Below are 26388 nucleotides of genomic sequence, written 5' to 3'. Positions count from 1 at the left end.
CGATTATTTAGGCACGCTTATTTAGGCACGATGAACACGGCTTTTTCACGCACCGTCAGCGACGGGTCGTCCACCGCGGTGATCTCGAACTCGATCTGGTTCGAGCCTTTGGCCGCCGCGCCCCGGTCGACCTGTACCCGCACCGGCACCGCGCGCGTGCTGGCGCCGTCGAGCACCGTCTGGTCCGGCGTGGCCAGGCGCACCGAATCGAGGCCCGAGACCTTGATGCGGAAGGTATGCCCCTCTTCCGCCGTATTCATGATCTGCAGGCGGTACACGTTCTCGATCTGGCCGTCGCCCACTTCGCGCCCCATCGAACCGCGGTCGCGGATCACGTCGACCTTGAGCGGGGTGCGCAGCGCCAGCGCCGTGCCGAAACCGGCCACGATCAGCACCAAGAGGCCCGTGTAAATCATCACCCGGGTGCGCAGGATGCGCTGGCCGATGCGCTTGGCCGACCACTTGTTGTCCATCGCGTTGTCGGTCGAGTAGCGAATCAGCCCGCGCGGCAGGTCGATCTTGTCCATCACGCCGTTGCAGGCGTCCACGCAGGCGGCGCAGCCGATGCATTCGTACTGCAAGCCCTTGCGGATGTCGATCCCGGTCGGGCACACCTGCACGCACATATTGCAGTCGATGCAGTCGCCCTTTTCTTTTGCGGCCTGCGTCGCGTTCTTGGGACTGAGCGCGCCGCGCGGTTCGCCCCGTTCCTGGTCGTAGGTGACGATCAGGGTGTCCTTGTCGAACATGGCGCTCTGGAAGCGCGCATACGGGCACATATATTTGCAGACCTGCTCGCGCAGCCAGCCGGCATTGCCGTAGGTGGCGAACGCGTAGAAGAAAATCCAGAACCATTCCCACGGCCCGAGCGCAAAGTCGCCGATGTTCGACAGCAGCGAGCGCACCGGCGCAAAGTAGGCCACGAAACTAAAACCGGTAAACAGCGCCACCGCGCCCCAGGCCAGGTGCTTGGCGGTTTTGCGCGCCAGCTTGTCGGCGGTCCAGGGCTGGCGGTCGAGGCGGATGCGGGCGCTGCGCGCGCCTTCGATCTTGCGCTCGATCCACATGAAAATCTCGGTGTAGACCGTCTGCGGACAGGCGAAGCCGCACCACACCCGGCCCGCGATCGCGGTCACCAGGAACAGCAGGTAGGCGGCCACGATCAGCAGTGCCGCCAGGTAGATGAAGTCCTGCGGCCACAACACCATGCCGAAGATGTAGAACTTGCGCGCACCGAGGTCGAACAGGACGGCCTGGCGGCCGTTCCAGTTCATCCACGGCAGGCCGTAAAAGACCAGCTGCGTAATCCATACGCAGGCCCAGCGCAAGCTTGCGTATCGTCCTTTTGCTTCGCGCGGATAGATTTCCTCGCGCGCCGCATACATCCGGATCACCGCCGGCTTGGTGGGGGCCTCGTTCATTTTGCTGCTACCTCCGCGGCTTTGGCTTGTTGCGCCGGGTCGTTCGACAGGCTCCATACATAGGCCGCCAGCACGTGCACCTTGGACTCGCCCAGGAACTCGTGGAAGGCCGGCATGGTGTTGGTGCGGCCCTTGCGGATCGTTTCCATGATGGTCTCGGCGCTGCCGCCGTACAGCCAGACCTTGTCGGTCAGGTTGGGCGCGCCCAGCGCCTGGTTGCCAACCCCGCCGGCGCTGTGGCAGGCGATGCAGGCGGCGAACTTGGACTTGCCGAAGGAGACCTTGATCGGATCGGCGGTCAGGCCCGACAGGCTCTTGACGTAGTGCGCCACGTTCTCGATATCGGACTCGGAACCGACCGCCGCGCCCATCGGCGGCATCATGCCGTTACGGCCCTTCATGATGGTTTCCTTGATCACCGACGGCTCGCCGCCGTGCAGCCAGTCCTTGTCGGTCAGGTCGGGATAGCCCTTGTTGCCGCGTGCGTCGGACCCGTGGCACTGCGCGCAGTAGGTCAGGAACATGCGCTCGCCGATGGCGTGCGCCTGCGGATCGGCCGCCACGGCTTTCAGGTCCTGGCTGGCGTACTTGGCGAACAGCGGGCCGTAGTCGGCATCGGCCTTGGCCAGCTCCTGCTGGTATTCGCCGGTCGACTTCCAGCCCAGTTTGCCGGCATAGCTGCCCAGCCCCGGGTACAGCACCAAGTACACCAGCGCGAACACGATAGTGATGTAGAACAGCCACATCCACCAGCGCGGCAGCGGCGTATTGAGTTCGGTCAGGTTCTCGTCCCACACGTGGCCGGTGGTGCCGTCGCTGCCCGGTTCGACCGTGTGGGTCGACTGCGACCATAGCAGCACGCCGCAGCCGACGATCGCCAGGATCGTGATGATGACGATATAGAGGTCCCAGAAACCGCTGGTGAAATCAGCCATGACCACTCTCCCCTTCGATGTCGTCGTCGGCGAACGGCAGCGCCGCTTGCGTCTCGAAGTCCTTGTTGCCCTTGAGGACAAAGGTCCACAGCAAAATGCCGAGGAAGGTAGTGAAGCTGATGACGGTCATTACGCTGCTCGCGCTGTCAAAAATATGTTCGATTGCCATGTCAGTTCCTGGTTTTGATCTGGATGCCGAGGCCCTGCAAATAGGCGATCAGTGCATCCTGTTCAGTCTTGTCGGCCAGGGTGGCCGGGGCCTGGGCGATGTCTTCTTCCGTGTACGGCGTCGACAGGCGCTGCAGGGCGCGCATTTTCGGGACCACCTCGGCCGGATTGAGCTTGGTCTTGGCCAGCCACGGGTAGCCGGGCATGTTCGATTCCGGCACCACGTCGCGCGGGTTGTCCAGGTGGGTGCGGTGCCATTCATCGCTGTAGCGGCCACCGACGCGCGCCAGGTCCGGGCCGGTGCGCTTGGAACCCCACTGGAACGGACGGTCGTAGACGAATTCGCCGGCCACCGAATAGTGGCCATAGCGCTCGGTCTCGGCGCGGAACGGACGGATCATCTGCGAGTGGCAGTTGTAGCACCCTTCCCGCACGTAGATGTCGCGTCCGACCAGGCGCAGGGCCGAGTAGGGTTTCAGGCCGGCCACCGGCTCGGTGGTCGATTTTTGGAAGAACAGCGGAACGATCTCCACCAGGCCGCCGAAGGAAACGACCAGCAAAACCAGTCCGATCAGCAGCCACGGGTTCTTCTCGATTGACTCATGTGAAAATTTCATTACAAGCTCCGAAATCAGGCGTGTGCAGGTAAAAGGGTCGGAATGCGCGCATCTTCGCTGGCGGTGCCGCGCATGGTCATGAACGTGTTAAAGGCCATCATCAGCATGCCGGTCAGGTACAGCAGGCCGCCGCCGACGCGGATCACGTAGTACGGGTAGGTCGCCTTGACGCCTTCCACGAACGTGTAGGTCAGGGTGCCGTCGCTGTTTACGGCGCGCCACATCAGGCCCTGCATCACGCCGGCGATCCACATCGAAGCGATGTACAGCACGATGCCGATGGTCGCGACCCAGAAGTGGGTGTCGATCAGGCGCACGCTCCACATTTCCTTCTTGCCCGCCAGGCGCGGGATCAGGTAGTAGATCGAGCCCATGGTGATGAATCCGACCCAGCCGAGCGCACCGGCGTGCACGTGGGCGACGGTCCAGTCGGTGTAGTGCGACAGCGCGTTGATGGTCTTGATCGACATCATCGGGCCCTCAAAAGTAGCGATACCGTAGAACGAGAGCGACACGATCAAGAATTTCAGGATCGGGTCCGAACGCAGCTTGTGCCATGCGCCCGACAGCGTCATGATCCCGTTGATCATCCCGCCCCACGATGGCGCCAGCAGGATCAGCGAGAAGACCATGCCGATCGACTGGGTCCAGTCGGGCAGCGCGGTGTAGTGCAGGTGGTGCGGTCCCGCCCACATGTAGGTGAAGATCAGGGCCCAGAAGTGGACGATCGAGAGGCGGTACGAGTACACCGGGCGCTCGGCCTGCTTTGGAATGAAGTAGTACACCATGCCCAGATAACCGGCGGTGAGGATGAAGCCGACCGCATTGTGGCCGTACCACCATTGGATCATCGCGTCCTGCACACCGGCGTAGGCCGAGTAGGATTTCCAGAACGAGGCCGGCATGACCGCGCCGTTGACGATGTGGAGGATCGCCACGGCCAGGATGTAGCCGCCGAAGAACCAGTTGGCCACATAAATGTGCTTGACCTTGCGCTTGACGATGGTGCCGAAGAAGACGATCGCGTAGATCACCCAGACCACGGTGATCAGGAGCGCGATGGGCCATTCCAGCTCGGCGTATTCCTTACCGCGCGTGAAACCCATTGGCAAGGTGATGGTGGCCAGCACCAGGATCGCCTGCCAGCCCCAGAAGGTCATCATGGCGAGTGCGTCCGAAAACAGGCGCACCTGGCAGGTGCGCTGCACCACCCAGTACGAGGTTGCAAACAGGCCGTTGATGCCGAATGCGAAAATGACAGCGTTGGTATGCAGCGGACGCAGGCGTCCGTAGCTTAACCAGGCGATGTCGAAATTGAGGGCCGGCCAGGCCAGCTGCGCGGCGATGAAAACGCCGACCAGCATGCCGATAACGCCCCAAAAGACGGTGGCGATCGTGAAGTACCTGACGATCTTGTTGTTGTAATTTAAAGCTCTGTCCACAAAGGCTCTCCTGAGAATGCAACGATGACAGCAGAAGAGTAAATTTCTGGGACTCAAAAATCCTTGATGTGAATCAAAAACGCCGGAATCACTCGTTGTCGCTGCGCAATGAGGGCTGTGCCGTGTCGGATACGGCGGGCAGTTCTTCGTCGTCGAGCAGGATGCGCATGCCGGGACCATCGAGGTCGTCGAACTGGCCGCTGTCGGCCGCGCCGAAGAACACCCACGCCGCCAGGATGACGATGAACACGCTCAGGGGCACCAGGAGGTATAAGGATTCCATCTATGCGGCCTTGATGCGCCGCAGGCGCAGTGCGTTAACGACAACTACCGCGGAACTGAGCGACATGCCGGCCGCCGACAGCCACGGGTTGATCAGCCCAAAGGCCGCTGAGGGAATCGCCACGCAGTTGTAGATGCTGGCCCAGGCCAGGTTCTGGCGGATGATGCGCAGCGCGCGCGCCGCCCCCAGGGCGGCGTCGTCGAGCGCCGACAAGCGGCTTGAAAGCAGCACGCAGTCGGCCGATAGCTGCGCCAGCGCGGCTCCGCCGCCCATGGCGAACGACACATCGGCCGCGCGCAGCACGGCGGCGTCGTTGATGCCGTCGCCGACCATCGCCACCACCGCGCCCTGCGCCTGCAGCTGCTGCACGTAGGCCAGCTTTTGCTCCGGCAGCTGCTGGCCGATGGCGGTGTCGATGCCGAGCGCCGCGCCGGTGCGGCTGACCACACTCTGGTCGTCGCCGCTCAAAAGAATGACAGTCAGGCCACGCGCCCTGAAGCGCCGCACCACTTCCGGCGCGTCGGCGCGCAGCGCGTCGGCCAGCTCGAAGCGCGCCAGCACCACGCCGCCGGCGCCGAGGTACACATTACTCACGTCGGGCCAGCGTGGGGCCGGGGCCGCGCCCGCGTAGCCGTCGCGCCCGAGCCGATAGCGCACGCCGTCGATCACGCCTTCCACGCCCTGCCCCGCTTCGCTGTGCAGTTCGGTCGCGTGCGGTGCGCCATCCGCCGCCGCATTACGGATCGCCAGCGCCAGCGGATGGGCGCTGCCCGCCTCCAGCGCCGCCGCCAGTTGCAGGCAGCGCGCAGCATCCAGGGTCGCCAGCGGCTCCACGTGGCGCAGCAGCGGCCGGCCTTCGGTCAGGGTGCCGGTCTTGTCGAACACAATATGGGTGGCGCGCTGCAGCGTTTCCAGCACGTGCGGCTGGACCACCAGCACGCCGCGCCGCACCAGCGCATCGGTGGCGGCAGCCAGCGCGGTCGGCGTGGCCAGCGACAGCGCACACGGGCACGACACCACCAGCACCGCAATGGCCACCTGCCAGGCGCGGCTTGGCTCGACCATCTGCCAGCCGATGAAGACCAGCACCGTCAGCAGCAGCAAGCCCACCACGAACCAGGCGGCCACCTTGTCGGCCCACTGGGCGATCTGCGGCTTGCCCTGGCCGGCCTTTTCCACCAGCTTGACCAGGCGCGCCAGCGTGCTGTCGCTGGCCACGCGGGTCACGCGCAGCACGATGGCCTGGGTGGTGTTGATCGCCCCGCCCGGCAACTCGTCGCCCGGCACGCGCGCCTGGGCGCGGCTTTCGCCGGTCAACAGCGCCAGGTCGACATCGGACTGCCCTTCGAGGATGATGCCGTCGGCCGCGACCGCGCTGCCCGGTTCGACCAGGATCACATCGCCTTCAAGCAGGCTGGCGGCGGCCACCATGGTGGCCTGGCGCGACGCGGGCCAATCAGCCAGGCGCTGGGCCGCCGCCGGCAGGGCGCGCTGCAAATCTTCCAGCGCGCGCGCGGCTTTGCGGCGCGCCATCATCTCCAGGTAGCGGCTGGCCAGCAGCAGGAAGATAAACATCGTCACCGAGTCGTAATACACTTCGCCACTGCCGCGCAGGGTCGCCACCACGCTGGCGCCAAAGGCGGCGCCGATGCCGATCGCCACCGGCAGGTCCATGCCCGGCATGCGCGCGCGCAGGCTGGCCCAGGCCCCCTTGAAAAACGGCTGGGCCGAGTACAGCACCGCCGGTATCGTCAGCAGCAGCGAGGCCCATTGCATCAGGGCGGCCATCGGCGCGTCCATGGTGCCGTCGTCGGCAATGTAGGCCGGCAGCGCGTACATCATCACCTGCATCATCGACAGCCCGGCCACGAACAACTGGCGGAACTGCTTCTTGCGGTTCTTTTCTTGCTGGGCGCCGTGCTGCGCCGCTTCGTAAGGGTAAGCCGTGTAGCCGATGCCGCGCAGGGCCTGGACGATGTCGCTTGGTTTACAGGTGGCGCTGTCCCACGTCATGTGCAGGCGCTCGGTGGCCACGTTGACCTGCGCCTCGCGCACGCCGGGCAGGCGCGCCAGGCGCCGTTCGATCAGCCACACGCAGGCGGCGCAGCGGATGCCGTCGAGGGAGAATACGCCGTCACTTGACTCGCCATCGGACGCCACGACCGCCGTGTCGTACAGCGCCAGCTCGGGCGGCACCAGGTCGACGCCTTCGGCCCGGTCGGCGAATACGCTGCGGGTGCGGTAGTAGTCGGCCAGGCCGCTATCTACGATGCCCTGCGCGACCGCTTCGCAGCCGGGGCAGCACATCGGACGGGCCGCGCCGTCGATGCGCACCGACCAGCTGGCGCCAGCGGCCATCGGCAGGCCGCAGTGGTAGCAGGCGCAAGCGAACGGTTGCGCGCTCAATGCATGCCCCCGGTGATGCACAGGGCGTCGAGCCAGTTGGCCTGGCCGCCGCCGGCGGCGCGCACCAGGCCCAGCAGGCCAAAGACCAGCACCACCACGCCGGCGACGACGCGCACCGCGCGCTGCTGGAGGGCCGCGCGCAGGCGGTCGCCCGCCATGCCCAGCGCCAGCAGCATCGGCAGGGTGCCCAGGCCAAAGGCCAGCATCACCAGCGCGCCGCCGGCTTTGGTCCCGGTGAACATGGCGGTCATCAAGACGCTGTAAACCATCCCGCACGGCAGCCAGCCCCACAGGGCGCCCAGCGCCAGCATCTTGAGCGGGCTGTCGAGCGGCACGATGAAGCGCATCAGGGGACGCGCGCGCTGCCACAGGATTTGTCCGAGGGATTCAAGTTTTGCCAGGCCGCGCCAGGCGTCCATCAGGTACAGGCCAAGGATGACCAGCATCAGGTTGGCCAGCCAGTAGCCGCCGGCCTGCAAGGTGGTCAATCCGGCCAGGGTGCGGGCGCCGCCGGCCAGTCCACCGGCCAGCGCGCCGGCCGTCATGTAGCTGGCGATGCGGCCGGTGTTATACGCCAGCACGCGCGCGGCGCCGTCAAGGGCGGCGCGCTCGGTCACCACGGCGACCGGAAACGGACGCGCCGCGACAGGCGCCGCTGCGGGGGCTGCGGAAAACGCGCTGACAATCCCGCCGCACATGCCGACGCAGTGGACGCTGCCGAGCAGGCCCACCATGAATACCGGGATCAGGTTGACTGCGTTCACCCCTGCTCCGTCAGATCGTCCGCGAATAAGAGGTCGACCCGCGCGGCGCCGGGGCGGCCTGGCTCAGGTAGCGGTCGAACACCATGCACACGTTACGGATCAACAGGCGCCCCTTCGGCGTCACGCTCAGCCACTCGGGGCCGACCGTCACCAGGCCGTCGGCTTCGAGCACCTTGAGGCGTTCCAGTTCGGCCGCAAAGTAGGTCGAAAACGCGATCGGGTAAGCCTGCTCGATGGATGGCATCGACAGCTCGAAATGGCACATCAGCATCTGGATGATGGTGCGGCGCAGGGCGTCGTCCATCGACAGGCGGGTGCCGCGCGCGACAGGCAGTTCGTTCTTGTCAATCAGATCATAGTAAGCGTCGAGCGTCTTGACGTTCTGGCTGTAGGTGGCGGCAACGGCGCTGATGGCCGACACGCCGCACGAGACCAGGTCCATCTCGGCATGCGTGGAATAGCCCTGGAAGTTGCGGTGCAGCCGGCCCTGGCGCTGGGCCACGGCCAGGTCGTCGTCCGGCTTGGCGAAATGGTCCATGCCGATGTAGACATAGCCGGCCTGCTCCAGCTTGCGGATCGACAGGCCGAGCATGTCGAGCCGCTCGTCGGCGCTCGGCATGTCGGCCTCGTTGATGCGGCGCTGCGGCTTGAACAGATGCGGCATGTGCGCATAGTTATAGATGGCGATGCGGTCCGGATCGGCCTTGATCACCTTGTCGATGGTTTGCGCCATCGTAAACACGCTTTGCTTGGGCAGGCCGTAAATGAGGTCGATGCTCACCGAGCGGAAGCCCGCTTCGCGCGCGGCGTCGATGACGGCCTGGGTTTCCGCCTCGGGCTGGATGCGGTTGACCGCCACCTGCACCGCCGGATCGTAATCCTGCACGCCCAGGCTGACGCGGTTGAACCCTTGGCGGCGCAGGCTCAGGACGCGCTCGCGCGAGACCGTGCGCGGGTCGATTTCGATCGAATATTCACCGCTGCCGTCGGGCGCGAACTGGAACCAGCGGCGCAGGTGGTCCATCAGTTCTTCCATCTGCGCGTCGGTAAAGTAGGTCGGCGTGCCGCCGCCCAGGTGCAGCTGCTCGACCTGGTTCATGCCGGCGAACAGCCTGCCCTGCATCTCGATCTCGCGTTTCAGGTAGCCCAGGTAGGTAACCGCCTTGTCGTGGTTCTTGGTGACGATCTTGTTGCAGGCACAGTAGTAGCACACCGATTCGCAGAACGGGATGTGCAGGTACAGCGAGAGCGGCTTGACCGTGCCGCGCGTGCGCAGCCCCGCCACCGCATGCAGGTAGTCGCGGTAGCCGAAAGCCTCGCTGAAGCGGTCGGCGGTCGGGTACGAGGTGTAGCGCGGACCGTTCTGGCTCAATTTGCGGATCAGGCCCGCGTCGAAGTCGATCGGGCGCGGATTGGCGATGGGGATAACGTTATGCAGCATGATGGTGGGCTCCTGTGCGATGGGACCGAGTGTAGGGATCAGGGCGCGCGAAATCCTTGACCTGCATCAAAAACGGCAGAGTCGGCATGTGCTGGCCGATTCGCCGGCGCCCGCCGCACCCGGCTCTCGCCGCCGAACTTGAACACCGAGATCGCCTGCGCCAGGTGCACCGCCTGTTCGGCCACGCTGGCCGCCGCGGTGGCCGATTCCTCGACCAGGGCCGCGTTCTGCTGGGTGATCTGGTCCAGGTGCGCCACGGCCTCGTTGACCTGGGCGATGCCGCTTTTCTGTTCGATGCTGGCGCGCTTGATGTCGCCCATGATGGTGGTGGCCCGCTGCACCGATTCGACCACGCCGGCCATGGTGCCGCCGGCCTCCTCGACCAGGCGGTCGCCGTTCTTGACCTTGGTGACCGAATCCTCGATCAGGTGCTTGATGTCGCTGGCGGCGGCCGCCGAGCGCTGGGCCAGCGCGCGCACTTCGCCCGCCACCACGGCAAAGCCGCGTCCCTGTTCGCCGGCGCGCGCCGCTTCCACGGCGGCGTTCAGCGCCAGGATATTGGTCTGGAAGGCGATCCCGTTAATCAGGCTGATGATATCGACAATCTTGGCAGCCGAATCACTGATCTGCCCCATGGTCGCTCCCACCTGGGCCACCGCCTGGCCGCCCTTGCCGGCGATGCTTGACGCCGACAGCACCAGCTGGTCGGCCTGCAAGGCGCGGTCGGCGTTGTCGCCCACGGTGACCGCGAACTGCTCCATGCTGGCGGCGGTTTCTTCCAGGCTGGACGCCTGCGACTCGGTGCGCGCGGCCAGGTCGGCGTTGCCGACCGCGATTTCGCGGGTGGCCGTCTCGATCGAGGCCACGTTGTTGCGCACGTCGCCGATGATGGCGCGCAGGTTGACCGTCACCTGGCGCAGGCCGCGCAGCAGCTGGCCCATGTCGTCGGTGCGGTCCGCCTTGCACAGGAACGACAGGTCGCCGCCGGCCAGCGCCTGCGCCGCTTCAAGGGCCTGCCGCATCGGCGCGACGATGGCTTGGTGCAGCGCGACCCAGCCGCCGATCGCCAGCAGCGCGCCGAACGCGCCCAGGCTACCGAGCACGGCGCTGCCGGACGCCGCGCCCAGCACCGCCAGCAGCGTTGCCAGGCTGGCCATCAGGATGCCAAGCCGGACACCGATCGGCAGATTGACAGCGGCGCGCAGGCGCGTGGCGAGACCCGTGCGCACCGCGCCGCCGTCGACGATAGCGATGCCCTTGGCCTTGCCCTGCTTGAAGCGCTGGTATAACTCGCCGGCAGCCTTGACCTGTTCGCGCGTCGGGCGCGTGCGCACCGACATGTAGCCGACCGCCTGGCCGTTTTCCTTGACCGGGGTGACGTTCGCCACCACCCAGTAAAAATCGCCGTTCTTGCGCCGGTTCTTGACCAGGCCAGTCCAGGGACGGCCTTCCTTCATGCTGCGCCACAGGTCGGCGAAGGCTTCCGCCGGCATGTCGGGGTGGCGCACCAGGTTGTGCGGCTTGCCGATCAATTCTTCCTCGGTAAAGCCGCTGACCTCGATGAAGGAGGCATTCACATAGGTGATCTTGCCCTTGGTGTCCGTCTTGGACACGATGGATTGGCCTTCAAGAAGCTCGTATTCGATACCTGTAACCGGCAGATTGTTGCGCACAGAGATACTCCTTTTGCCCTAGAGCATTAATTCAATAGGACGAGTCTAGGGAGCTTGGAGACTGAAATCCTTGATATGCATCAAAAATGGCCGGGCGACCGGGGCTGTGCCCGGTGCACAAAATAGGAGCTATGTGGCTTTTCGCGCCAGTTTTGACTGCCGCGTTGGCAGAATGACAGCGGACGTATTGACGATGGGTGGGGCTCGCGCACGCTTACTGCCACACGCCTTTTTCCGTGACCAGGATGTTAGCTCCCTGCGAGACAGTCAGTTTGCCATCCGACGTGACCCGGTAAACAGTGGCGCCATTCTTGAAGATGTAGCCCTCGAATTCGCAAAATGGCGTGTCCTTATCGCACTTGCCTTCCACGGTCTTGCCGCGCAAGACAATGGCCTGGCCGGTCTTCTTGCTCGTTCCCGTGTAAGAGACTTTGCCGCACACGCGGTATTCGACCGGGCACTCTTCTTCGATGTTGATGATGAACGAGGGCGTGATCAGGATGTCGGCGCGGGCGGCGCCCATGGCGCCGAGGAATAGTGCGAGAAAGATGGCTGGTTTCATGGGATAGTCAGGATATATATATGTCGACGGCGGGCATTGTGCCACACCAGCGTGCCTACAAAGTCAATCGCATATGCACCGAGCCGTCTTCGGTCGCCTTGCCGATCTCGAAACCGAGTTTTCTGGCCAGCTTGGTGATGCGAGTATTCTGCGGCAGCGCCTCGCCCACGATTTCGCGCGTGCCGCGGCTGCGGCAGTAGGCGATCAGCTTTTCCATCAGCACCTGCCCCAGCCCATGCCCTTTCAGATCGGAGCGTACCGTCACCGCGAATTCGGCGGCGATGTTATCGGGGTCGCACACCACGCGCGCCACGCCCAGCGTTTCGTTGACGCCATCGGGACCGGGGCGGGTGGCGATGAAGGCCATCTCGCGGTCGTAGTCGATCTGGGTAAAGCGCGCCAGCTGCGAGGCATTGAGTTCGCGCACGCGCACGAACATGCGGTAGCGTACGTCGTCGTCGGTGAGCGAATTGAACATCGCCACGTGGGCCGGGCCGTCCTCGGGCTGGATGGGGCGCAGCAGCAGCGACTCGCCGCACCAGTCGATGCGCTCTTCCAGCTCGCGCGGATAGGGGCGGATCGCCAGCCGGTCCAGGGTGCTGGCCGAGTGGTCGGCGAATGCCACCCGCATGCGCGCGTCGAGCGCCAGCGCGCCGTCGCTGTCGACCAGCAGCGGGTTGATGTCGAGTTCGACCAGCTCGGGCAGGTCGGCCACCATGTGCGAGATGCGCATCAGGGTGGCGATGATGGCGTCCATGTTGGCGGCGGGGCGGTGGCGGTAGCCGGCCAGCAGTTTGGCCACGCGCGTGCGCGAAATCAGGTCGCGCGCCAGCACCACGTTCAGCGGCGGCAGCGCCACCGCGTGGTCGGCCGTCACTTCGACCGCGATGCCGCCCTGGCCGAACAGGATTACCGGGCCGAACACCGGATCGGTGGCCACCCCGATGATCAGTTCATGCGCCTCGGGACGGCGCGCCATCTTCTGCACCGAAAAGCCTTCGAGCCGCGCCTCGGGCTGCAGTTCGCCCAGGCGCTTGTTCATGCGCAGGGCCACCGCGCGCACCGCCCCGGCGTCTTCCAGGTCGAGCGCCACCCCGCCCGAGTCGCTCTTGTGGGTGATGTCGGGCGAGACGATCTTGAGCGCGACCGGAAAGCCGATCGCCTCGGCCGCCGCCACCGCCTCGTCCACCGATTGCGCGCTGCGCGTTTCGACCACGGCCACGCCGTAGGCGGCCAGCACCGCCTTGGTTTCCGGCTCGCTGAGTAACGGTCGACCCTCGGCCAGCGCCTGGCGCACCAGCGCGCGCGCCGCCTGCGGGTCGCTCGCGCCATCGTCGCTGGCGGCCGTCGGCACCTGCATCAAGAGGTTCTGGTTGCGCCGGTACTGCACGATCTGGAGGTAGGCGGCGACCGCTTCTTCGGGCGTGCCGAAGCTGGGAATGCCGGCCTCGGTGAAGATCGCGCGCGCCTCGGCCACCGCGTCGCCGCCCAGCCAGCAGGCTAGGATATTGCGCGAGGAGGCTTTGGCCAGCGGCGCGAGCGCGCGCGCGATGCCGGCGCTCGGCACCATGGCGGTGGGCGCGTGGATGAACAGGATGGCGTCGGCCTGCGGGTCCTTGAGCAGGATCTCCAGCGCATCGACATAACGCTGGGCTGGGGCGTCGCTGCCGATGTCGACAGGATTTGCGACCGAACTCGCGCGCGACCCGGCGGCGGGAAGCAGCGCGTCCAGGCGGCTGACGGTGTCGGGCGCGAGCTGCGCCATGCTGCCTTTGCCGCACACCACGGCGTCGGTCGCCATCACCCCCGGGCCGCCGCCGTTGGTGACGATCGCCAGGCGCTCGCCGAACAGCGGGCGCGCGTTGGCCAGGGTGGCCACGGCGGCGAACAGGTCTTCGGTACCGCGCACCCGCAGCATGCCGGCGCGGCGGATGGCGGCGTCGTAGACATCGTCCGATCCGGCCAGCGCGCCGGTGTGCGAGGCGGCCGCCCTGGCCCCTTCGGCCACCCTGCCCGCCTTGAGCACCAGGGTTGGTTTACTGCGCGCGGCGGCGCGCGCGGCCGACATGAATTTGCGCGCATGGCGCACGTCTTCCATGTACAGCAAGATGGCGCTGGTGGCGGGGTCGCTGGCCAGGTAGTCGAGCAGGTCGCCGAAGTCGATGTCGGCGCCCTCGCCCAGCGAAATGAACTTGGAAAAGCCGATCCCGCGCGATTTGGCCCAGTCGAGCACCCCGCTCACCAGCGCGCCCGATTGCGACACAAAAGCGATTTTTCCGGGCAGCGCGCCGGTGTGCGCAAAACTGGCATTGAGGCCGATGCCGGGCACCAGCAGGCCGACGCTGTTCGGTCCCAAGAGGCGCAGCACGTAAGGTTTGGCGGCGTCCAGCGCCCCCTGGCGCAGGGTGCGCCCGCCGCTGTCGTGCATGGTCGACAAGCCGGGCGTGAGGATGATGGCCGCGCGCGTGCCCGCTTCGCCGAGCTGGCGCACGATGCCCGGCACCGTGGCCGGCGGCGTGCAGATGATGGCCAGGTCGGGCGCCGCCGGCAAGCCTGACACCCGCTTGTACACGCGCAGCCCGGCCAAGGTGTCGTACTTGGGGTTGACCGGATAGATCGCGCCGGTAAAGCCGCCCTCGATGACGTTGCGCAGCACGGTCGCCCCCACGCTGTCCGGCCGCGCCGAGGCGCCGATGATGGCAACCGAGGCCGGCGCGAACAAATGCTGCAGATTCCTGACGCTCATGATGATTCCTTGTGAGTGAGCCTGATATGACATCCCGGCCCTGGTCCTGATGCCGGGCGCCCAGCGTAGACGGCCAGCTCCGCCCCTCGCTTGATGTGCATCAAATTAGACAAAACAAAGCTTTGCGCGCGCCGAACACTGCTGGACGCAAACCGTGGCAAGGCCTACGCTTGGGTGTCCAAAACCCACAGGAGCCGCCATGCCTTACAAGACCATCCTCGTCCACGTCGATCGTGCGCGCCATGCCGAAGCGCGCCTGCTGGCCGCCGCCAGCGTGGCGGCCGGCTGCAACGCCCACCTGATCGGCGCGGCCATGAGCGGCGTGTCGCGCTACGTTTACCAGGACGGCGCCGCCGACCTGCTGCAAACGGTGCTCGCGACCCACATGGAAGAATTGGTCCGGCGCGCCAACGTCTCGCTCGACGCTTTCGAGCGCATCGCCGCCGGCGCCGCCGTGCGCTCGGTCGAACGGCGCCTGGTGGACGACGAACCCGGCGCCGCGCTGGCGCTGCAGGCGCGCTATGCCGACCTGGTGGTGCTGAGCCAGTCCGATCCGGACGACCCGGTCGCGCGCATGACCCCCGGCCTGCCCGAATACGTCATGCTGGCCAGCGCCCGTCCGGTGCTGGTGATGCCCTACGCCGGCCATTTTCCCGTGATCGGCAGCGAAGTGCTGGTGGCGTGGGATGCCAGCAGCGCCGCCACGCGCGCGCTGGCCAACGCCCTGCCGCTGCTCAAGCGCGCGCGGCGCGTGACGGTGGCGGTGTTCAATCCCGACGAGGCGCACGGGCAGCAGCCGGGCGCCGACATCGCCCTGTACCTGGCGCGCCACGGCATCAACGCCGAAGTCATGGCGCAGCACACCAGCATCGACATCGGCGAAGCACTGCTGTCGCTGGCGGCCGACGTCGACGCCAACCTGATCGTGATGGGCTGCTATGGCCATGCGCGCCTGCGCGAAGTGCTGCTGGGCGGGGTGACGGCCACCATCCTCAAGTCGATGACGGCGCCGGTGCTGATGTCGCACTAGCCTTGGCCTCATCCTGCTGCGCCAGCCAGGCGCGCCCCGCCTCCACCGCCGCATCGAGTTCGCGCGCCGCTTGCAGGAACAGGGCCGCGGTGTCGCCGCCCGGCTCGCCCTTGAGCGACTGTTCCAGTTCCAGCGAGGCGGCGGCGAAGCGCTTGGCGCCGACGCTGCCGATCCCGCCGCGCAGCGTGTGCAGCACCCTGGCCGCTTCGCCGTCGCGCCCCGCGTCCCAGTGCACGCGCGCCTGGTCGAACTGCTGGTGGCCTTCGCCCACCACCCGCCGCACCAGGTTGGCCACCGCCGCCAGGTGCTCCGGATTGCCCTTGGCAATGTCGATCAGGGGCCCAAGCCGGAGCACCGGCAGCGCCGCCGGCGCGTGCACGGAAGCGGGCGCAGGCGCCAGTGCGGACGGCGCGCGCACCCGGCCCAGGCCCGGCAAGTGGCGCGCGATCGTCGAGAGCATCTGGTCGACGTCGATCGGCTTGGCGATGACGTCGTTCATGCCGGCGTCGGCGCAGGCGCGCCGTTCGGACTCGGTCACGCCGGCCGTCAGCGCCAGCACCGGCAGGCTCAAGCGCAGGCCGGCGCGGATGCGGCGCGCCGCCGCGTAGCCGTCCATCACCGGCATCTGGATATCCATCAGCACCAGGTCGTAGGCGCCCGGGTTGGCCGCCAGCCGCGCCAGCGCCAGCTGGCCGTTGCCGACGATGTCGAGGCGCGCGCCGACGCTCTCTAAAATCCCGCGCGCGACCACCTGGTTCAGGTCATTGTCTTCGGCCAGCAGCAGGCGCGCGCCATCGAGGCGCACGCTGTCGGCGCCGGCGCCGCGCAGGGCCGGCAGGCCGCCGGCGGGATGGCGCGCCGCCTGGGCATGCTGCACCAGCACTTCGTGCACGGTGTCGAACAGGCTCGAACCGGTCACCGGCTTACTGAGAATGGCGTCGGCCTGGCTGGCGGCGCTGCCTTCCATGAGTTTACCGCGCCCGTAGGCGTTGACCATCAGCGCGATCGGCAGGCGCGCGGCCGGCATGCGTTCGCGCAGCGCGCGCATGGTGGCGGCGCCGTCCATGCCGGGCATCTGCCAGTCCAGCAGCACCACATCGTAGTGGCGCTGCGCGCTGGCGGCGCGCGCCACCATCTCGAGCGCTTCGTCGCCAGATGCCGCCACCTCGGCTTCCCAGCGCCAGCCGGCGATGGTCTTGGACAGGTACTCGCGGCTGGTGGCATTGTCGTCCACTACCAAGAGGCGCAGGGTGCCGAGCGCGGCGTCGGTGGCGGCGTCGCGGTCCGGATCGGCGGCCACCAGCAGCGGCAGGCAGACCACGAATTCGCTGCCGCGCCCGGGCGCGCTGTCGAGTTCAATGGTCCCTTTCATCATCTCGGCCAGGTGCTTGGAGATGGTCAGCCCCAGCCCGGTGCCGCCAAAGCGGCGCGTGGTCGAGGAGTCGCCCTGGGTAAAGGGCGAAAACAGGCGCGCCTGCTGCGCCGCATCCATGCCGATGCCGGTGTCGCGCACCCGGATGCGCAGGGTCAGCTGCTCGCCCTCGCGCGCGGCCACGTCGACCAGCACGCTCACCTCGCCCTGCTCGGTAAACTTGATGGCGTTGCCGGCCAGGTTGACCAGCACCTGCTGCAGGCGCAGGGCGTCGCCCACCAGCGCGCGCGGCACGTCCGGCTCGACCCCGATGGCCAGGTCGAGGTCCTTGTCGCCGGCCGACACGCTCATGATGTCGGCCACCGCCGCCAGCACATGGCCGAGGTCGAAGCGCGCCTCGGCCAGTTCCATGCGCCCGCCCTCGATTTTGGAAAAGTCGAGGATGTCGTTCATGATCCCCATCAGCGACTGGCCCGAGCTCCTGATCATGTCGAGGTATTTGCGCTGCTCAGGCTTGAGGTCGGTGTGCCCCAGCAGGTAGGTCATGCCGAGCACCGCGTTCATCGGGGTGCGCAGTTCGTGGCTCATGTTGGCCACGAATTCGCCCTTGGCGCGGTTGGCGGCCTGGGCGCGGTCGCGCTCCAGTTCCAGTTCGGTGGCGCGCGCGGCGATCTCGCCGGCCAGGCGGCGCCGCTCGCTGATGTCGCGCACGAAGGCGTTGGCCACGAAGCCGTCGCTGGTCTGGAAGGCGGCCACCGCCATCTCGATCGGGATTTCGCGCCCGTCGCGGTGCAAGGCGCTCACCTCCAGGCGGTTGTTGATCACCGGGCCGGTGCCGCTGCCGGTAAAGCGCGCAAAGCCCTCTTCGTGGGCGGCGCGCTGGGCGTGCGGGATGATCAGTTCCGACAGGCGCCGTCCCAGCGCGTCGGCCGCGCTCCAGCCGAAGGTGCGTTCGGCTTCGGTATTCCAGTCGGTGATGCAGCCATCCACGCCGAGGGCGATGAAGGCGTCGTTGGAGTTTTCCAGGATCACGGCGATGCGGCGCTGTTCGCGCACCAGCTGCGCCAGCAGCGGGTGCACCTGGATCAGCAGCAGCGACGCGCCCAGTCCGACCAGCGCCACCAGCGCGATCAGCAAGGTGTTGGCCTTGTCGCGCAGCGGCTGGTAGACGGTGTCGAGATTGCTCTTGACCACCACGCCGAGGCCGAATTCGCGGATCGGCGTGTAGGCGGCGAACACCGCCACCCCGCGCAGGTCGCGCGTGACGGCCACCCCGGTATGCCCCAGCAGCGCATGGTTGATCGGCAGGTTGACCTGGCCGTCGGGCTTGAACATGGGGATGCGGAAGGTGCGCGGATAGAAGCGGGTCGGCGCGCACAGGGCATCCTTGCCGTCCATGCTGCACAGCAGCACGTCCGACGACCCACTGTTGGCGCGAATATCGGCCAGGAGGCGGTCGATGATCGGCAGTTGCTGTTCCGCGAACATGCGCCCGATTACCCGCTCGCCGTCGCGGATCTCGTTCTCGGTGGCCAGCAGGTAGCGCCCGCGCCACAGCAGGCGCGCGCGCTGGCCGCTGGTGACCAGCGGCTGCGAGGTGGCGCCCGCCGCATCGGAAAACGCGCCGCTCGAGGCCAGCACGGCGCCGTCCGGGCTCTCGAAACGCAGGGCGCCGATGCCGGCGTTCATGAAACTTTCGGCCGCCTGGAGCAAGGCGGCGCGGGTGGCGGCGTCGCCCTTGCCGGCCGCCAGCAGCGCCACCGGGCCCCTGATCGACGGCCGGTTGGCGATGGTGCGCGGGAACCACAAGCTCGTTTCCAGGGTATTGCCAACGGTGGCCGCGCTGCTGACGGCGGACAGGCGCATATTGTCGGCGATCGACTCTTCGTAGCTGTCGCGCATGGCGGCAAAGCCGGCCGCGCCGGCGCAGACCGCCACCAGCGCCACCACCGCGATGGCGCGCGCGGTGATGCGCTTTTCGTTGTCGGGAGCGACCCCGCGCAGGGCGACGTTCTTGCGCAGCGACCACAAACCCAGGCCCAGCACGCTCATGCCGATCGCCGTCGGGGTAACCATGACATTGTAGGCGGCCAGCCGGTACAGCACTTCGAGCTTGAGGAAGTAGCCGACCAGGGCGGCCAGCCCGATGCCGGTCACGCTGGCCACGCAGAAAGTCAACAGGCCCGCCAGGCGCGGCCCGCGCCGTGGCAGGCGGATCAGGCGCAGGGCGATCCCGGCCAGCAGGAAGCCGACGCAGGTATTCGGCGCCATGCGCCCCGGATGCGGGGTGTTGGGGGTGGGCGCGGTGGGCACGCGCACGAAGTCGAGGCCGAGATTGAGCCCGGTGATGTGCTGGACCAGCACCAGCGCCGGCAGCATCAAGAGCAGCAGCGAGCAGACCTGCCACAGCGGCGTATGCCAGGGGCGGCGCTCGGCGCGCGGCAAGACCAGGCAGCAGCACACGCCAGCGGCGATGAACAGCAGCGGGGTGTTGATCCCCATCTGGGCCGATCCGGGAATCAGGGTGGTGATCGTCTTGCTGTTGAAAATCCAGCGCACGGCGACCAGCAGGCCGAGCAAGCCGATGAACAGGCCGGCGCTTTGTTCGGCCGAAAGGGCGGATTTTTTCATGGAATAGCCAGGGTTCGGACCGGATAAAGATTACCACATGCAAATGCACGCAGGCATCCGACAAGAGCGTTGTATTCCAGCCACGACTATTGATGAGATCGTACCGATGCGCTTGCGCGCCCCTGCGCTGCCGGACGGCGGCGCCCGAACCGGTTAAACTGATGCTTATGAACAATTCTCGAAAAGTCGCCGGCGTGGCCGGCCTCGTCAGCATGGTGTGGGTCGGGGTGACCGCGGCCATCGCCGCCAACCAGCGCCGCCTCGTGTTTAATCCGACCATCAAGCGTGAAGTCGACAATCCGCGCTCAAGCGGCCACCGCACCCGCGCCATCGTGCTGCGCGCGCGCGACGGCACCAAGCTGTCGGGCTGGCTGATGACGCCGCAGATCCCGGGGCCGCATCCGGCCGTGGTGTATTTTGGCGGGCGTTCGGAAGAAGTCTCGTGGGTGGTGCGCGACGCCGGCAAGCTGTTTCCGGGCATGGCCGTGCTGGCCGTGAATTATCGCGGCTACGGCAATTCGCATGGGGAACCGGCCGAAGCGCACATGGTCGAAGATGGCCGCCTGCTGTTCGACTGGCTGGCCGAGCGCGCCCACGTCGATCCGCAGCGGGTGGCGGTGGTCGGGCGCAGCCTCGGGTCCGGGGTGGCGGTGCAGGTGGCGCTGGAGCGCCCGGTCCATTCGCTGGTCCTGATCACGCCCTACGATTCGATTTTGGCCATCGCCAAGCGCAAGTTTCGCGCGGTGCCGGTCGAATATGTGCTGCGCCACCGTTTTGAATCGGTCAAGTACGCCTCGGCGCTGACCGCGCCCACCTATGTGCTGCGCGCCGCGTTCGACGATATCGTGCCGCATTCGCACACCGACCTGCTGGTCGCCAAGCTGGGCAAGCTGCACCTGGACGAAACCGTGCCCGATTCGGACCACATGAATATTCCCTACCTGGAAGCGACCCAGGAGCGCATCGCGGCGTTTCTCGGCGCCCGCTTCGCCTTGCCGCTGGAAGAGACCGTGGTGGCTGCGGGCTGGCCGGCGCAGCCGCCAAGCGCGTAGACGCCAACGCCGGCGCGGACCGGTCTCAGCCCGTGCGGTGGCGCGCCAGTGACAATCCCAGCAGGGCGGCGCCAATCAGCATCAGGCTGCCTGGTTCCGGTACCGGGCTCGGCGGCACCACATTTTCGAAGCGCAGGTTGTCGAGCGCCAGCGCGCCGTTGACGACGGGAATGGTGCGAAACACCAGGCGGTCGAAGCCGGACAAGAATTCGACGCCGATGAAGGAGCCGGTGTCGCCATCGCCGATGGTGTCGAAGAAATGGCTGCCGACCAGGGTATTGCCGAGGTAAGCGTCGATGAAAGTGTCGTCTTCCGGATTGGTGCTTGCGTCGGCCCCGAAGCGGGTCATCACCGAGGCGAACGTGATAATGCCGTCGATGTCAGGCGAGCCGTTGAGGTATTTGAGCGCCACTTTGCTCGGCGGCGCCGGCGAGGTCGCGTAAATATCCAGGTTGAAATTGGTGAAGCTCACGCCGAGCGCACTGTACTGGTTGCCAATCGGACCGGCGAGCGCATTCTCGAAGTCAATCACGGTCGGAGCGGTAAACCCGCCCACGCCGATCACGCCAGCCTGCGCCGTCCCGGCCATCGCGGCCACCAGGCAAACCAGCATCTTCATTTTTCCGAACATAATCTCTCCATTTTGTTTTTGCGCAAACCTGATGACGCTTATGACAACGCTATAGCAATTTCCATACCAGAAAACAACAAGGCCATCAATTCAGCCACTTAGCGCCGCCGGTACCGGTTTGACAAGCTGGACTGTAAAGAAACCCGACAAGAATAGTGTTATAATTTTAACTTCGGCCAAGGCTCTTGGCGTCGCCTGCGGGAAATGTTACTGTCTGCCGATCTCGCTGACTTTCCATAACCGCAACCGTTACCGCCACCGCCCATGTCCGCTCCGTTCAACGACCTGCCCCGGCAACGCATCCTGTCGGTCGACGCCTTTCGCGGCCTGACCTTCGTGCTTATGCTGTACGTCAATTTTCTGGCGGGAGCGCGCGGAGTGCCGGCCTGGCTGCTGCATGTCGATGGCGGGCTTGACGGCATGGGCCTGGCCGATATCGTGTTCCCCGGCTTCCTGTTCGCGGTGGGCATGTCGATTCCGTTCGGCGTCAACAGCCGCATCGCGCGCGGCGACGGCCCGGGCCGCGTGTTCGGCCACAGCGCTTACCGCGCGCTGGCCTTGATCGTGATGGGCGTGTTCATGGTCAATGCCGAGTCCGGCTACAGCGAACAAGCCATGCGCCTGCCGATCGCGGCCTGGTCGCTGGCCTTCTACGCGGCGGTGCTGCTGGTGTGGGGCGTGTACCGCTTCGACAGCGCCCTGCTCAACGGCTGCCTGCGCGGCGCCGGGGTGCTGCTGCTGGCCGGCCTGGCGCTTGTTTGGCGCGGCGAACACGGCGCCATGATGACGCCGCAGTGGTGGGGCATTCTCGGCCTGATCGGCTGGGCCTACCTGGCGGCGGCGCTGCTGTACCAGGCCGCGCGCGGCCGCCTGGCGCCGCTGCTGGGGGCCATGGCCGCCGGCGTGGCGCTGTACATGGCCACCAGCGCCAGCGATATCGGCAAGGCGCTGGCCGGGCACGCCATCCACAGTGTGATCGTGCTGGCCGGGCTGGTCTGCGCGCTGCTGTTTTTTGACGGCCAGCACGGCGCGCCGCGGCGCCTGCGCCAGGCGGCCGGGTTCGCCGCGCTGCTGGCGCTGGCAGGGGCGCTGCTGCACCGCTGGTACCCGGTCTCCAAGATCGGCGCCACCCCGCCCTGGGCCTTGTACTGCGGCGCACTGTGCGTGGCCGTGTTCGCGCTGCTGTACTGGCTGGTCGAGGTGCGGGGCGCGCGCCGCTGGACCATGCTGGTGGAACCGGCCGCCACCAGCCCGCTGATCACTTACCTGCTGCCGTTCGCCATCGGCGCCGTGATCAGCCTGGCCGGCGCGCAGTTCCGCCCGGCGCTGGTCGAGGGCAACGCCGCGCTGCTGGCCGGGGCCGTATTTACGGCCACAATCGTGCTGGTGGTGGCACGCCTGAACATACATAATTGCAAGCTCAAGATATAAGCAAGGAGAACAGATGTTGAACACAACTAGCATGACCAGACTGGCCTGGGGACTGGCCGTAGCCCTGGCCGGCGCGGCGGGCGCCGCCATGGCGGCCCCGGCACGCTCGGGCGCCCCGCTCGAAGTCGGCTCGTACTACACCGCCTGGAGCACCGAGAGCGGCTTTCGCCTGAAGCAGCTCGACCAGGCCGGCGTGGCGGAACGCTTCACGTTCCTGAACTACGCCTTCGCCAATCTGTACAAGATGCCGGACAACACCTACCGCTGCGACAGCGGGCGCGACATCAAGGATGCGGCCGACGGCGGCGGCATGCGCGCCACGCTCGACTACGGGCGCCAGTTCACGGCGGCCGAATCGGTCGACGGCAGCGCCGACAGCGCCTCCCAGCCGCTGGCGGGCAACTTCAACCAGCTGCGCCAGCTCAAGGCCAAGCATCCCAAGCTGAAGGTGCTGCTGGCCATCGGCGGGGCCGAATGGTCGCGCTGGTTCTCGGCCGGCGCCGCCACCGAGCCGCTGCGGCGCGCCCTGGTCTCGTCCTGCATCGACCTGTACATCAAGGGCGACCTGCCGATGCTGAACGGGCACGGCGGCAAGGGCGCCGCGGCCGGGCTGTTCGACGGCTTCGACATCGACTGGGAATATCCGGGCGTGCCGCTGATGGCGTACAACACCATCAGCCCGGCCGACAAGGAAAACTTCACCTTGCTGCTGGCGGAATTTCGCAGCCAGCTCAACGCGCTGGGCAAGAAGCAGCGCAAGAAATATTACCTGACGGCGGCCGTCAACAGCGGCGCCAAGACCACCGACGCCACCGAGCCGGCCAAGTACAGCAAGTCGCTCGACTGGATCAACCTGATGACCTACGACTTCCATGGCAGCTGGACCAAACAGGGCCCGACCGGCTTTCATTCGAACCTGTACCCCGATCCGGGCAGTCCCGACAGCGACAAGCAGAGCGTGCACACCGGTGTCGAGCGTTTCCTGAAAGCCGGCGTGCCGGCCAAAAAACTGGTCATCGGCGTGCCGTTCTACGCGCGCGGCTGGACCGGCGTGCCGGCGGCGCGCTACGGCTTGTACCAGAGCGCGACGGGTCCGGCCAAGGGCTTCGAGGAAGGCACCGAGCGCTACGCGACCATCGCGGCGCGCAAGGCGCCCAAGTTCTACCATCCGGTCAGCAAGCAGTTGTGGACCTACGAAAACGGCACCTTCTGGACCTACGACGACCCGCTCGTGATCAAGGAAAAAGCCGCTTACGTGCGCGACCACCGCCTCGGCGGCATGATGTCGTGGGCGCTCGACCAGGACGACGCCGGCTTCGCGCTGTCCAAAGCCATGCTCGAGACCAAGTGACGGCGCAGGCCGGGGCGCCGCTGCGCAAAGTACTGGTGATCTTCGCGCACGCGGCGCCGCAGCGCTCGCGCGTGAACCGCCGCCTGCGCGACGCCGCGCGCGGCGTGCCCGGGGTCGAGCTGGTCGACCTGTACGAAACCTATCCCGACTTTTACATCGACGTGGCGGCCGAACAGGAAAACCTGGCCGACGCCGCCGCGCTGGTGCTGGTCCATCCGATCCAGTGGTACGGCATGCCGTCCCTGCTCAAGGAGTGGGTCGATGCGGTGCTGGTGCCCGGCTGGGCCTACGGCGCCGGCGCCACCGCCCTGCGCGGCAAGCAGTTCTGGCTGGTGGCCTCGACCGGCAGCCCGCTTGACGCGTACGCCCCGGGCGCGGCGCACGGCCATCCGTTCGAGGCCTTCCTGCCGCCGTACCGCCAGATTGCCGCGCTGTGCGGCATGGAATGGCGCGAACCCCACATCCTGCACGGCGCCCATCAGTCGAGCCAGGAAACACTCGACGCCCACGTCGAGACCTTTGCCGCCCGCCTGGGCACGCTCGCACAGGCATGACCTCCCCCCGGAAAGCTTCGTAACAATGGAACATGGTTTACTGTTTAACGCACTGATCTACCTGACGGCGGCGGTGATTGCCGTGCCGATCGCCAAAAAACTCGGCCTCGGCGCCGTGCTCGGCTACCTGCTGGCCGGCATCGCCATCGGTCCGTGGGGACTGGGCCTGATCGGCGAGGTCGAAGACATCCTGCACATTTCCGAATTCGGGGTAGTGCTGCTGCTGTTCGTGATCGGCCTCGAACTCGAGCCGAAGCGCCTGTGGTCGATGCGGCGCGCTATCTTCGGGCGCGGCGCGGCCCAGGTGCTGGGCGTGACCGGGGCCCTGTGCGCTTGCGCCATGCTGGCCGGGATCGACTGGAAGATCGCGCTGATCGCCGCGCTGGGCCTGTCGCTGTCGTCGACCGCGATCGCCCTGGCCACGCTCGACGAGCGCAACCTGATGAGCACCCCGACCGGTTCGGCCAGCTTTGCCATCCTGCTGTTCCAGGACATGGCCGCCATTCCCATGATCGCCATCGTGCCGCTGCTGGGCGTGGCGGCGCTCGAGGGCAACGAACAGGGCTGGCTGGGCGTGCTCAAAGTCGTCGGCGTGATCGGCGCCCTGATCTTCGCCGGGCGCTACCTGGTGCGCCCGCTGCTGCGCATTATCGTCAAGACCGGCATGCGCGAGATCTTTACCGCCTTTGCGCTGCTGCTGGTGATCGCCATTTCGCTGCTGATGCAGTGGGTCGGCATGTCGATGGCGCTGGGCGCCTTCATGGCCGGCATGCTGCTGGCCGACTCCGAATACCGCCACGCGCTCGAAACCGACCTGGAGCCGTTCAAGGGCTTGCTGCTGGGGCTGTTTTTCATCGCGGTCGGCATGTCGGTCGACTTCGGCGTGTTCATGGCGCAGCCGTGGCTGATCCTGGGGCTGGTGGCGGCATTTCTGTGCATCAAGATCGCGGTCTTGTACGGAATCAGCAAGATCGCCGAAATTCCGCGCAGCCAGCAGCTGCTGTTTGCCTTCATCCTGTCGCAGGGCGGCGAATTTGCCTTCGTGGTGTTCGGCGCGGCCGAAGCGGCCAAGGTGTTCAGCGCCGAGGTGGCCTCGATGCTGGTGGTGGTGGTCGCCCTGTCGATGGTGGTCACGCCGCTGCTCTTGATCGCGCACGACCGCCTGATCGCGCCGCGCTACCGCAGCGACAAGAAGCGCCAGGCCGACAAGATCGCGCCCAACGACGAGCATGTGATCATCGCCGGCTTCGGGCGTTTTGGCCAGATCCTCGGGCGCCTGCTGGCGGCCAACGGGATCAAGCTGACCGTGCTCGATCACGATCCGGACCAGATCGACCTGGTGCGCCGCTTCGGCATGGAAGTGTTCTACGGCGACGTGACGCGCATCGACCTGCTGCACGCGGCCGGTGCGGCGCGGGCGCGCGCGCTGGTGGTGGCGGTCGACGATATCGACGACAGCCTGAAACTGGTGGACGCGGTGCGGCGCACCTTTCCGGATCTGAAAATCATGGCGCGCGCGCGCAATGTCACCCACTATTTCGATTTGCGCGACCGCGGCGTGACCATCATCCAGCGCGAAACGTTCGAGGCGGCCCTGATGCTGGGGCGCGACGTGCTGCACGAACTGGGCTTCGGGGCCTACCGCGCGCGCCAGGCGGCCAGCAAGTTCCGCATGTTCAACCTGCGCAGCCTGGACAAGATTTATCCGTACTACAAGGACAAGGAACAGTTCCTGTCGGTGGCCAAGCAGGCGCGCGAGGAGCTCGAAGCCATGTTCGCGCTGGACGCGGAACTGGCCGAGGATGACAAGCAAAATGGGTGGGATGGGACCTAGCAGGCGGGCCACCTGTTTATTGATGGCATGACAACAAGCCACGG

At 66.6% G+C, this 26388-nt stretch carries 20 protein-coding genes; 6 read left to right on the top strand and 14 right to left on the bottom strand.

Translation table 11 applies throughout. The features are described 5' to 3' along the window. Window positions 1-17: 17 nt before the first annotated feature. The 12 genes from ccoG to F1609_RS04645 all read right to left on the bottom strand — a co-directional run bounded on the left by ccoG (window position 18) and on the right by F1609_RS04645 (window position 14458). Complete coding sequence (gene ccoG / locus F1609_RS04700) at window positions 18-1421, bottom strand: cytochrome c oxidase accessory protein CcoG (protein WP_167075172.1); 1404 nt, start codon at window positions 1419-1421, stop codon at window positions 18-20. After that, the gene (ccoP, locus tag F1609_RS04695) at window positions 1418-2356 is read right to left on the bottom strand and encodes a cytochrome-c oxidase, cbb3-type subunit III (RefSeq protein ID WP_167075170.1); all 939 of its coding nucleotides are present in this window, start codon (window positions 2354-2356) and stop codon (window positions 1418-1420) included. Before ccoP ends, ccoG begins: the two co-directional genes overlap by 4 nt. Then, entirely contained in the window at window positions 2349-2525 is a 177-nt protein-coding gene (locus F1609_RS04690) for a cbb3-type cytochrome oxidase subunit 3 (protein WP_167075168.1), read from the bottom strand. The genes ccoP and F1609_RS04690 overlap by 8 nt, the downstream gene beginning before the upstream one ends. Window position 2526: 1 nt before the next feature. Beyond that, on the bottom strand, window positions 2527-3141 hold the full coding sequence (gene ccoO, locus F1609_RS04685) for a cytochrome-c oxidase, cbb3-type subunit II (protein ID WP_166869869.1): 615 nt from the start codon (window positions 3139-3141) through the stop codon (window positions 2527-2529). A gap of 14 nt (window positions 3142-3155) precedes the next feature. Continuing rightward, window positions 3156-4583, bottom strand: a complete 1428-nt coding sequence (ccoN, locus tag F1609_RS04680) for a cytochrome-c oxidase, cbb3-type subunit I (protein WP_167075166.1) — start codon at window positions 4581-4583, stop codon at window positions 3156-3158. An 88-nt stretch (window positions 4584-4671) separates the two neighbouring features. Continuing rightward, window positions 4672-4866 (bottom strand): cbb3-type cytochrome oxidase assembly protein CcoS, encoded by a 195-nt coding sequence (gene ccoS, locus F1609_RS04675; protein ID WP_167075164.1) that lies wholly within the window; start codon window positions 4864-4866, stop codon window positions 4672-4674. Continuing rightward, window positions 4867-7272, bottom strand: a complete 2406-nt coding sequence (locus F1609_RS04670) for a heavy metal translocating P-type ATPase (RefSeq protein ID WP_267876768.1) — start codon at window positions 7270-7272, stop codon at window positions 4867-4869. Continuing rightward, the gene (locus F1609_RS04665; protein ID WP_167075162.1) at window positions 7269-8036 is read right to left on the bottom strand and encodes a sulfite exporter TauE/SafE family protein; all 768 of its coding nucleotides are present in this window, start codon (window positions 8034-8036) and stop codon (window positions 7269-7271) included. The genes F1609_RS04670 and F1609_RS04665 overlap by 4 nt, the downstream gene beginning before the upstream one ends. Before the next feature lie 10 nt (window positions 8037-8046). Then, a complete protein-coding gene (gene hemN, locus F1609_RS04660; protein WP_167075160.1) occupies window positions 8047-9477 on the bottom strand; it encodes an oxygen-independent coproporphyrinogen III oxidase in 1431 nt (476 codons plus the stop codon). Between the two features lie 38 nt (window positions 9478-9515). After that, entirely contained in the window at window positions 9516-11150 is a 1635-nt protein-coding gene (locus F1609_RS04655; protein ID WP_167075158.1) for a methyl-accepting chemotaxis protein, read from the bottom strand. Between the two features lie 214 nt (window positions 11151-11364). After that, window positions 11365-11712, bottom strand: coding sequence for a hypothetical protein (locus tag F1609_RS04650; RefSeq protein WP_167075156.1), 348 nt, complete (start codon window positions 11710-11712; stop codon window positions 11365-11367). Between the two features lie 55 nt (window positions 11713-11767). Then, window positions 11768-14458, bottom strand: coding sequence for a bifunctional acetate--CoA ligase family protein/GNAT family N-acetyltransferase (locus tag F1609_RS04645; RefSeq protein ID WP_167075154.1), 2691 nt, complete (start codon window positions 14456-14458; stop codon window positions 11768-11770). Window positions 14459-14657: 199 nt separating this feature from the next. Between F1609_RS04645 and F1609_RS04640 the strand changes: the two genes are divergently transcribed. Then, entirely contained in the window at window positions 14658-15488 is an 831-nt protein-coding gene (locus tag F1609_RS04640; RefSeq protein WP_167075152.1) for a universal stress protein, read from the top strand. Here F1609_RS04640 and F1609_RS04635 read toward each other — a convergent pair. Beyond that, the gene (locus F1609_RS04635; protein WP_167075150.1) at window positions 15451-19491 is read right to left on the bottom strand and encodes a response regulator; all 4041 of its coding nucleotides are present in this window, start codon (window positions 19489-19491) and stop codon (window positions 15451-15453) included. The genes F1609_RS04640 and F1609_RS04635 overlap by 38 nt on opposite strands. A 167-nt stretch (window positions 19492-19658) precedes the next feature. On the opposite strand from F1609_RS04635, the gene F1609_RS04630 reads away from it, so the two are divergent. Next, entirely contained in the window at window positions 19659-20543 is an 885-nt protein-coding gene (locus F1609_RS04630) for an alpha/beta hydrolase (RefSeq protein WP_167075148.1), read from the top strand. Between the two features lie 25 nt (window positions 20544-20568). On the opposite strand, the gene F1609_RS04625 is transcribed toward F1609_RS04630, so the two are convergent. Then, a complete protein-coding gene (locus F1609_RS04625; RefSeq protein ID WP_167075146.1) occupies window positions 20569-21174 on the bottom strand; it encodes a PEP-CTERM sorting domain-containing protein in 606 nt (201 codons plus the stop codon). Window positions 21175-21438: 264 nt separating this feature from the next. On the opposite strand from F1609_RS04625, the gene F1609_RS04620 reads away from it, so the two are divergent. Genes F1609_RS04620 through kefC form a run of 4 tightly spaced genes read left to right on the top strand, consistent with a single transcriptional unit; the run spans window position 21439 to window position 26344 of the window. Then, window positions 21439-22605, top strand: coding sequence for a DUF5009 domain-containing protein (locus tag F1609_RS04620; RefSeq protein WP_167075144.1), 1167 nt, complete (start codon window positions 21439-21441; stop codon window positions 22603-22605). A gap of 13 nt (window positions 22606-22618) precedes the next feature. Beyond that, entirely contained in the window at window positions 22619-23956 is a 1338-nt protein-coding gene (locus F1609_RS04615) for a glycoside hydrolase family 18 protein (protein WP_167075142.1), read from the top strand. Continuing rightward, window positions 23953-24510, top strand: coding sequence for a glutathione-regulated potassium-efflux system oxidoreductase KefF (gene kefF / locus F1609_RS04610; protein WP_167075140.1), 558 nt, complete (start codon window positions 23953-23955; stop codon window positions 24508-24510). Before F1609_RS04615 ends, kefF begins: the two co-directional genes overlap by 4 nt. 25 nt (window positions 24511-24535) lie before the next feature. Beyond that, entirely contained in the window at window positions 24536-26344 is a 1809-nt protein-coding gene (kefC, locus tag F1609_RS04605; RefSeq protein ID WP_167075138.1) for a glutathione-regulated potassium-efflux system protein KefC, read from the top strand. Window positions 26345-26388 lie beyond the last annotated feature (44 nt).

It is taken from the genome of Massilia aquatica, from assembly GCF_011682045.1.
GTDB classification, from domain to species: Bacteria; Pseudomonadota; Gammaproteobacteria; order Burkholderiales; family Burkholderiaceae_D; genus Telluria_A; species Telluria_A aquatica.
Note: the sequence above shows the minus strand (reverse complement) of the source record. Positions and strands in the feature narration are given on the sequence as shown.